At 54.2% G+C, this 7231-nt stretch carries 7 protein-coding genes and 1 rRNA gene; 4 read left to right on the top strand and 4 right to left on the bottom strand.

The annotated features are described in order from the left end of the window. The first annotated feature begins 37 nt into the window (after positions 1 to 37). The 3 genes from rrf (at position 38) to KGZ92_01490 (ending at position 2433) form a co-directional block, all read left to right on the top strand. A 5S ribosomal RNA gene (gene rrf / locus KGZ92_01500) occupies positions 38 to 154 on the top strand. 194 nt (positions 155 to 348) lie between these two features. Next, positions 349 to 1035, top strand: coding sequence for a response regulator transcription factor (locus tag KGZ92_01495; GenBank protein MBS3887960.1), 687 nt, complete (start codon positions 349 to 351; stop codon positions 1033 to 1035). Between the two features lie 3 nt (positions 1036 to 1038). Beyond that, positions 1039 to 2433 (top strand): HAMP domain-containing protein, encoded by a 1395-nt coding sequence (locus tag KGZ92_01490; GenBank protein ID MBS3887959.1) that lies wholly within the window; start codon positions 1039 to 1041, stop codon positions 2431 to 2433. Positions 2434 to 2444: 11 nt separating this feature from the next. Here the strand turns inward: KGZ92_01490 and KGZ92_01485 are convergent, their stop codons facing one another. The 3 genes from KGZ92_01485 to KGZ92_01475 all read right to left on the bottom strand — a co-directional run bounded on the left by KGZ92_01485 (position 2445) and on the right by KGZ92_01475 (position 5001). After that, the gene (locus KGZ92_01485) at positions 2445 to 3764 is read right to left on the bottom strand and encodes an MFS transporter (GenBank protein ID MBS3887958.1); all 1320 of its coding nucleotides are present in this window, start codon (positions 3762 to 3764) and stop codon (positions 2445 to 2447) included. 199 nt (positions 3765 to 3963) lie between these two features. Then, entirely contained in the window at positions 3964 to 4530 is a 567-nt protein-coding gene (locus KGZ92_01480; protein MBS3887957.1) for a flavodoxin family protein, read from the bottom strand. A 75-nt stretch (positions 4531 to 4605) separates the two neighbouring features. Beyond that, positions 4606 to 5001, bottom strand: coding sequence for a GNAT family N-acetyltransferase (locus tag KGZ92_01475; protein ID MBS3887956.1), 396 nt, complete (start codon positions 4999 to 5001; stop codon positions 4606 to 4608). A gap of 157 nt (positions 5002 to 5158) precedes the next feature. On the opposite strand from KGZ92_01475, the gene KGZ92_01470 reads away from it, so the two are divergent. Further along, a complete protein-coding gene (locus tag KGZ92_01470; protein ID MBS3887955.1) occupies positions 5159 to 6235 on the top strand; it encodes a nitronate monooxygenase in 1077 nt (358 codons plus the stop codon). Between the two features lie 5 nt (positions 6236 to 6240). Here the strand turns inward: KGZ92_01470 and KGZ92_01465 are convergent, their stop codons facing one another. Beyond that, the gene (locus KGZ92_01465; GenBank protein MBS3887954.1) at positions 6241 to 7092 is read right to left on the bottom strand and encodes a DegV family protein; all 852 of its coding nucleotides are present in this window, start codon (positions 7090 to 7092) and stop codon (positions 6241 to 6243) included. Between the last annotated feature and the right edge of the window lie 139 nt (positions 7093 to 7231).

Genomic DNA, 7231 nt, shown 5'->3' with positions numbered 1-7231 from the left:
TGAATGTCTCCACTGTTTAGTTTTGAGAGTGCATATTTCCGGTGGTTATGGCGGAGGGGTCACACCCGTTCCCATCCCGAACACGGCAGTTAAGCCCTCCAGCGCTGATGGTACTTGGGACGCAAGTTCCCGGGAGAGTAGGTCGCCGCCGGAATCTTCTTAGAAGACCCCTAGCTATGCTAGGGGTCTTTGCTTTCGGCTTCTATCTTCTTGCTTCTTGCTTCTGGTTTCTTGCATCTTGCTTCTGGTTTCTTGCTTCTTGCTTCTTGCTTCTAATGAGCAGGAATCGAGTGGCTATTTGGCGAAATGGTACCTAGATACAGTAAAAGTACGGCAGGAGGCAGAGCGATGGCGAGAATACTGCTTGTGGATGACGAAGCAGCTCTTATCAAAGGGCTAAAGTATAGCCTCGAGCGCGAAGGTTTCGATGTTTACACTGCTGAAAATGGTAAGCGAGCACTACAGGTCGTTGAAGAGGTGCAGCCAGATCTGGTGGTGTTAGACTTAATGCTTCCTGAGCTTGATGGTACCGAGGTCTGCAAGAGCATCCGCAAACACTCCACAGTGCCAATTATCATGCTTACCGCGCGAAATGAAGATATTGACAAAATACTAGGCCTTGAAATAGGGGCCGATGACTACATGACCAAGCCCTTTAGCACCCGCGAGTTGATTGCCAGGATTAGAGCGAACCTCAGGCGCGTTGTCTGGGGCGGCATCGTGCCTGAAAATGAAAGTATCGCGGTGGGTGCTCTACATATTGATCTTGTGAAGCGCCTCGTGCATCTTGATGGGGAACTACTTGATCTTACGGCCAAAGAGTATAACATCCTTCTCGTTTTCGCGACGAACCCTGGGCGAGTCTTTACCAGGGAGAATCTTTTGGAATTAGTATGGGGGTATGAATACTATGGCGATGTGCGCAATGTGGATGTCCACGTGCGGCGACTGCGAGAGAAAATCGAGAAAAACCCGTCCTGTCCAGAATATGTTTTGACGCGTTGGGGAGTCGGCTACAATTTTCGTGAGCGGTAAGTCATGCGCCTAAGTCTACGCACGCGCCTGCCGCTAACCTACTTGCTGGTCATTGTACTGGCTTCGCTTGGCTCAGCTCTGTTCGTCAATCCAGCCCTGTGGCAGTACTTTGTCCGCGAACGAAAATTAGAGCTCTTAACGCAAGGGAGCCTCGTGGCCTATGCCGCAGGCCTCGACCTGCAGGGTGATGGGCTCGCCCTAGATCGTCTAGCACAACTTGAAAGCCAACGACTAGAGTCGAGGGTGATGTTTATTGCTCCGGATTCCCGCGTGCTGGTTGACGCTTACGGTGAATTAGCTGGCACAAAGATTGACCACGCTGAACTTAAAACCAGTCTTTCTGGGCAGAGTGTGGCGGTAGTTAGACAAGACGCTCTAGAGCCCGTGCTCTATGTTTATGTGCCCATTGCAGCTGCTGGGAGGCTGGCCGTCAGTTCATCAGAAATTATAGGGGTGGCGCTTATCGCCACCTCGCTCGCCGATTTACGCAAAAAGCAGCAAATTATCGCGCAGCGCCTCATTAGTGGCAGCCTGCTCATGTCCCTCTTAGCCGTGCCTATGGCAATTTACTTCGCCTTTGGCATCTCTACGCCGCTAGCCAGGCTGACTACAGGGGCCAAGCAGATGGCGGCTGGCGCCCTAGGTACAACAGTGCAACCGTCTGGTGACCAGGAGGTCTATGAACTGGGCGAGGCCTTTAACGCCATGAGCCTGCGCTTGGCTACCCTAGAAGAAGCGCGCCGCAAATTTGTGGGCGATGCTTCTCATGAACTTCGTACCCCCTTGGCCTCTATGAAGGCGCTTATTGCGCCACTCGTGGGCGACGAACAGGTGGAGCATGCCGTCATGCGCGATTTTTTGAGTGAGATCGATAGAGAATTAGATAGATTGACTCGGCTCGTAGACGATTTGCTCAAGCTGGCTCGCCTTGATAGCCGGCCGACGCTTGAACTCACCACTATTGACCTCTCTCTTTTAGTGAGGCGGGTGGTCAGTTCGCTAGCGCCCTTAGCAGAGGAGAGAGGTGTGCGGATGAAAATGGGCGAAATGCCCCCCACCACTATTACAGCCGATGAAGGCCGGCTTCACAGCGCCATTCTTAACATTGTGGACAATGCCGTGAAGTTCGCGCGTGCGGCAGTCTTCGTTACTCTAGAGGCGGACTCTGTTCTCAGCCTGCGCGTAGCCGACGACGGCCTCGGAATCCCGCCTGCGGCGGTAGACAGGCTATTCGAGCGCTTCTACAGGGTAGATGCAGCGCGGGCGCGCAACACAGGGGGCAGCGGCTTGGGGCTCGCCATCGCGTGGGAAGTCATAAACTTGCATCAAGGCTCCATAAATGTGGCGTCCGAGCCCGGACATGGCACTACTATCATCATCAACTTGCCGTTACGCTAAAGGGCAGGTTGTCATGAGGCGTTATCGGTGTTGCATTTTTCGGGTCGTTTTTCGAGCAGGTAGATAAGCCCAAAGGCTAGGCTACCCATAATGCGCAAGGTAGCCGCTATGAGGAATGCGGGCCTGTAGCCCCACAACTCGAGCATGGCGACTCCCGCCATGGGGGCGAAGATGGCACTAGCCGTAATCGCCGTATTGTAGTAGCCAATATAGGTAGTTTTGCGCTCTTCAGGGGTCATATCGAGCAGAGAATTAAAGAGGGCCAGCATTACTCCCGAGAAAATAATGCCCGTGATGACGTTAAAGAAGGTAATAGTGAGAAGGTCGCGCGAGAAAGCGTAAACCACAGGCACGATGAAAATGCCCAAGGTGGAAGCAAACAGCGTTTTGAGCGAGCCGTTTCTCTCCATGTACTTGGCCCAGAAGCCATAGCCTAGCAATGATCCCCCCGTGTTACTTAAATGCAAGATGCTAATCCAGAGATTGTTGGCACCAAGCTCCTTTGTTTGGTAAAGGGTAAAAAGCGGCCAGGCGACCTGCCAGGCGAAATGAAAGAATAAGGAAACAAGCGTGAAACGCAAGAAGCTCCACTTCCCCCGAAATTCACGCAGATCGTCTCTGACTGACCGCAGAAGGGTAGCGGCGAATCTCCCCACAGGGATATCAGCGGCATTGTGCTCTGCTGCACCGTCAGGAGCCACAACCAGCCGGCGAAAGACCCAAATCTCCAGTGCCCCGAAGGCAAAGGCTACGGCGAAGATGATTTGGTACCCTAGTGGGTAGGTCATAATATCTAGCGCTCGTCCGGCTACCAGGATGCACAGGGTGCCGATTACATTCATGAGGCGATTGCGCTCGGCAAAGGCCGTGGCTCGGCGATGAGGCGGTACTACGCGGGCGATAAACCCCTGCCAAGCGACATTAGAGATAGCGCCTGGTAGGTTCATTACAGCTAGAGTGAGAACTAGTAGCGCCGCGCGACGATCAGGGGTGAAGAACGGGATCATCGCCAGCAGCAAGTAGAAGATGCGGTGGGCAAGCATAAAGGCCGCCGTGTAGCGCTTCTTATCGCGGCGGGAATCTATAAATTTGGCCCCCGGAATCATGGCCAACAGGCTGACAAAGGCAGGTGCGGAGGATAAAAGACCAATCTGGACGTTGCTGGCACCTAAGCGCACCGCGAATATGCCCATAAAAGGGCCCACCAAGTTAGCGGCTAGCGTAGAGACTACGCCGTGGTAGTTGTTTAAGCGAATATTTGACTCTTGTACATCGGAGGAACGACCGTCTAGATCGTCCTTAATGCATTTGATACGCCCGCGTAGCGACATGTTAGCGCCCCCTCTAGTTGTAGACAAGTAGTGCCAGCCAAAGGCCTTAGTATACGTTCGACGAAAACTTCGCTACTCCTTTTATTCCGCTACACTAAGTAATCTGCCCTAGGGGTTACGGTAAGGGTTTAGGTCCACGGCAAGAGGCAGAGCCGGCTCACTTCATGTTGAGCCGGCTCTGCGCACTATCTTTGGGCTATTAAGATCCGAGCTTACGCCCTAGCTCGTAGGCATCCTCTAGTAGCCCAGTTCTTTCTCTGACAATGCCTTTAGGCCCTAGGCTTGTGCCCACGAGCTCCCACACTTTAGGCTGGTTCAGACACCTAAAGAGTACTCTGAGCGTGGCTAAAGTCGCCTGTGGATGCTCGTGCGAAGGTGCGCCACACACGGCGAGCACCGCCCCCCGGATGTGGGAGCCGTCCACCCTAAGTGTTCTGTCCCCGCGCCGCAGCTGGTAGAGACGATCAAGAAACACTTTTGTCTGGCCTGTTACCTGTCCCATGTACACTGGTGAGCCGAGCACTACCCCCGAGGACTGCACGATTTCGTCGAGCAGCATGGACATATCGTCTGGAATGCTACACTCGTCATTTGTCTTGCAGTGGTTACACCCAGTGCAAGGGCTAATCGACAAATCGGACAGGCGGATTGTTTCTACGGCAGCCCCAGTGTCTGCCGCCCCGCGCAAGATCTCTCTGATCAGAAGATCGGTGTTGCCGTCTCGGCGAGCAGACCCACACAGACCTAGTACTTTTTTCATTGCCATCACCTCGCCTCTCTTTTCGTCACGCCCTAGGCGCTTTCCTGCAAAAAAAAGACCCCGGCGAAGCCCGGGTCACAGCTAGATAGGCCTTCCAAAAATGCAGGTCTTGCCGCGATGGGTTTGCCGGAAGCCTAACTTGCGTGCTAGGCAAATCGAAGGTCGATTTTTGTGATTGATACGGGTATAAGCATATCTGCCACCGGCGCCCTTTGCCAAGGCGATAGTCTGCTTGGTCGCGCTCTGTGCCAGCCCCAAATGACGAAATTTTGGCTTTATGGAGAGGTGCACCAACTCGTAAACACCCCTGCCGCGCCCTTCAAAGCCAATCCAGCCTGCAGTGTAGGGGCCACTTTCGATGGTAAAATGAGGGCGCGCCAGTATGCGCTGGGGGGCAACCACCACACCATTGTATTTTTTGATTCCAGCTGTAACAGTGCGAGCCGTGACAGAGTCACGAATGCGGCAGAGCCTCATCGCAGGAACACTTCCTTTCTCAGTCCTCGCTTCAGCTTATGGCTGCAGGCTGAAAAGGTGCGCGATAGAACAAGCATCTATAAATCGAGACATTTTTACCTGTCTCCAGCGTCAAGCTAGATGGTAAGTAATCGTCGCACATTGGGGAGGAAAGATCATGCAAATACCGCAATTAGTTATCGGAGAAAAAATCGCCCAAGTACCCATTGTACAGGGGGCCATGGGTGTAGGTATCTCCTTGTCGGGGCTAGCCGGAGCAGTCGCCCGCGCAGGGGGCGTGGGGGTCATTGCGGGGGTTGAAATTGGGTTTCAGTGGCCGACCTATGCCACAGACAAAGTCACGGCCAATAGCGAGGCCCTTTTGTGGCACCTCCATAGGGCGCGAGAAATCGCTCCCCAGGGGGTTATTGGCGTCAATATCATGGTGGCTGCTAACGATTACGCCCTGCTAGTTGAAACGGCGGTAAGGGGAGGCGCGGACATTATATTTAGCGGCGCAGGGCTGCCGTTGTTACTACCAGCCCTCACCAGAGGGTCGTCAACCGCCATTGTCCCTATCGTCAGCTCGGCGAAAGCGGCGGCACTTATCACCAAGCACTATCTCAATAAGTATAATCGCCTGCCAGATGCCATAGTGGTGGAGGGGCCTCTAGCGGGTGGGCACTTAGGTTTTTCGCGCAGCCAGCTTGCCGACAGCACGGGCCAATTCTCTCTCGATACGATTCTGAGCGAGGTACACACGGCAATGCGCGACTTGCTTGGTGAAAAGGCGGCTTCGCTGCCCCTTATTGCGGGCGGCGGGGTTTTTAGCGGGGGCGATATCGCGAGATTACTCAGGGCAGGGGCGGCCGGGGTGCAGTTAGCGACACGCTTTGTCGCCACTCTAGAGTGTGATGCCGCCAGCGAATTCAAAGAAGCGTACCTGCAAGCAACCCCGGACGACGTAGTCATTATTGACAGCCCCGTGGGTATGCCGGGGCGAGCACTCGCCAATAAATTTCTCAAGGAAGTAGAAAAGGGCCTGCGTCAACCAGACAGTTGCGTGGTGCACTGTCTTAAGCCTTGCAACCCTTTAAGAGCGCCCTACTGTATTGCCGAAGCCTTGATTAACGCCGCTCGCGGGCAACTAGGGGATGGTTTCGCCTTCTGTGGCTCCGAAGTGCATCGCATTCACAGTATCGTCTCTGTAGACGAGCTCATGCGCGAGCTATGTGACGAACTGCGCCGCGCGTAGCGAGACTATCGAGGGTAGTACTCCACAGCCGCTCCCACAGTTCCAGGCCCGGTATGCACGCCAACGACAGGCCCCAAATGCGATAGAGCGGGCTCGACGCCGAAGGCCTTGGTCAGCTCGCCTACAAGTACCTGCCCAGCCTCATCGGCGGCCCCGACACCCACACTCACACGCTTAACGCGGCGACCCTGCGATAACTCTTGGAAGAGGCCTACTATCTGCGTGAGAGCCTGCTTTTGACTTCTGGCTTTGCCGGCATCAACATAGGCGCCGTCCTCCACGCGGATAATGGGCTTGATATTAAGGAGAGAGCCGAGCAAACTCTTCGCCTTGCCGATTCTGCCCCCTCTAGCGAGATACTCGAGGGTGTTCAGGGTAAAAAGCAACTCATGGTTTTGGCGACAGACTTCGATGGCGGCGAGAACTTCTTCGACAGAGCGACCTTCGCCAATGGCCGCTGCGGCTGCCCGTACTTGTAGGCCGGCGCCAACGCTGATGGAGCGCGAGTCAACCACGCGAATATCCTTGCCGGTAAGTTGCTCTGCCGCTTGGCGGGCTGCCTGACATGTTCCACTCAGTCCAGCCGAAATGTGCAAAGAGACAATGGTGTCGTACCCAGCAGAAAAAAGCCCACTGTACAGCTCCATAAATTCCCCTGGCGAAGGTTGGCTGGTGGTGGGTGAGGTGGATGAAGCTTTTAGTTGTGTGTAAAAAGCGTCGGGCGTGATATCAATCCCATCACGGTACATTTTGTCGCCCCATACGACATACAGCGGCTGGATCGTGACCTTGAGATTTTGCGCTTGGACAGGGGTGAGATCAGCAGTGCTATCAGTGACGAGACAAATTCTTCCCACGTGTACAATCCTCCTACCATTATTATCAATCATAAGACGTGACCCTCTGCAGAAAGTGTCACCGTTTTAGCGCGCTTTTACGCCACCCTGTGGAAGCGCGATTTTTTTGTGGGTAGAGACAGGTTCTGATGATATAATC

It is taken from the genome of Bacillota bacterium (genome assembly GCA_018333655.1).
Classification (GTDB): domain Bacteria; phylum Bacillota; class UBA994; order UBA994; family UBA994; genus BS524.
The sequence above is the reverse complement of the archived record's forward strand: the minus strand, read 5'-3'. Positions and strand labels throughout refer to the sequence as shown.